This window comes from Mesorhizobium abyssinicae (assembly GCF_049887195.1).
Classification (GTDB): Bacteria; Pseudomonadota; Alphaproteobacteria; order Rhizobiales; family Rhizobiaceae; genus Mesorhizobium; species Mesorhizobium abyssinicae.
The window spans coordinates 1-1,861 of sequence record NZ_JARAKC010000079.1 but is presented as its reverse complement, the minus strand read 5'-3'; the positions used below and the strand labels follow the sequence as shown (position 1 = coordinate 1,861).

The window sequence follows — 1,861 nt, the reverse complement described above, 5'->3', positions numbered from 1 at the left end:
GGAGCGATGTCGTCTGATGGAACTGCGGCACATTGGTAGCCATTGGCGCGCCACGCTGTGCGGCCTCTTCTTCATGGAAGGCTCGCAGCACGTCCCAGGCCGGGTCGCCCGGGGACATGGGGATGGGCGAGAAGGCGAAGGGTGAGGCGCTCTGGGCAGTTCCTATGGCCGGGCCGCCGGCCTCCTGGCGCGGGGCCGCTTGCCCATGGGCTGACAGGCCCAGTGCATTGTTGGCTGCGACCATTTGCCGGTATTTCTGCAGAAAGCCCCAGGCTGTGCCGAAACCGGGGGCTGCGTTCTTCTTGTACTCGTCAACCGCCCGGCTCAGCATCGCGGGTTCAATCTGGGCAATGCCCTTGCCGAAGTTCTGACTGAGCCAGCTGTTGAAACGACCCAAAGTACTCCGATAGCTATTTAGCGAGACTTGACTGTACCTGCTTGCAGCTGCCTGACATGCATCTTCGATTACCTGGTTCTCTTCGCTGACCGAGCGCGATCTAGCTGTTGTGACAGTCTGTCCGGCAGAATGCTGCCGGAGCCTTCGCAACGCCACGTTGGTGTCGCTCAGTAGTTTGGCATCGTTGCCCGCAAAGTCCTTCGCCAGCGCGTCCAACCCCGGGTCCTCAATCCGGCCGGCGATCTGCGACCGATGGTTCTCGTCAAGCCATGTGCTGAACTTGCGCAGCGTCGCTAGATCGCCCCTCAAGGTTGGTGCTTTGAGGCGGCCCACGGCTTCTGCCCGGTATTGGGCGAAGAGTTTCTCATCGTCCTTGGTGCCGGGTCGAACAGTCGAAGCAGCCGTCACAGGCTGTCCGGCAAAATGCTGCCTGAGCCTTCCCAACGCCACTTTGGTGTCGCTCAGTAGTACGGAATCGTTGCCCGCGAAGTTCTTCGCCAGCGCGTCCAACCCCGGGTCCTCAATCCGGCCGGCGATCTGAGTCCGATGGTTCTCGTCAAGCCATGTGCTGAACTTGCGCAGCGCCACTATATCGCGAGCAATCGAGCGTTCACCCACCTTGGCTGTTTTAGCCGCGTCGTCACGGTAGGCGGCAAAAAGCGCCTCGTCCGGGTGCTCTCGGACGCGCTTTCGGCTGCGCGTTTGCTGAACGACGGAAGCCTGGTGCGGCGCCGCGGCCGGCATTGTATGGCGCGCGCCGGTCAAATCGCCTCCCATGGTCCCTTCTTTGAGGCCGGCAGCCTGGGCAAAGAGTTCCTCATCATCCTTGGTGACAGGTCGAACATTCGAGGCAGCCATCACAGGCGGTCTTACAAAAGCTTGCCGGAGCCTCTTCAGCGCCGGGTTGATACGCGCGCTCTCGCGCTCCGCGAAGTCCTTCACCAGCGCGTCCAACCCCGGGTCCTCAATCCGGCCGGCGATCTGCGTCCGGTGGTTCTCGTCAAGCCATTTGCTGAACTTGCGCAGCGCCGCCAGATCGCCCCTCACGGTTGGTTCTTTGAGGCGGGCCACGGCTTTTGCCCGGTATTGGGCGAAGAGTACCTCATCGTCCTTCGTGCCGGGTCGAACAGTCGAAGCAGCCGTCACAGGCTGTCCGGCAAAATGCTGCCGGAGCCTTCCCAACGCCACTTTGGTGTCGCTCAGTAGTTTGGCATCGTTGCCCGCAAAGTCCTTCGCCAGACCGTCCAACTGCTCGTCCTCAATCCGACCGTGGATTTGGCTCTGGTGGTTCTCGTCAAGCCATGTGCTGAACTTGCGCAGCGCCGTTATATCGCGATCAATCGAGCTTTCACTCACCTTGGCTGTTTTAGCCGCCTTGGCACGGTAGGCGGCAAAAAGCGCCTCGTCCGGGTGCTCGCGGCCGCGCTTGCGGCTGCGCGTTTGCTGAACGACGGCAGCCTGGTG

The 1,861-nt window shown here is 61.7% G+C and carries 1 protein-coding gene; it reads right to left on the bottom strand.

All coding sequences use genetic code 11. The features are described from left to right. The coding region (locus tag PU724_RS33655; RefSeq protein WP_426213822.1) for a hypothetical protein at nucleotides 1-1,861 on the bottom strand (1,861 nt) is incomplete at both ends.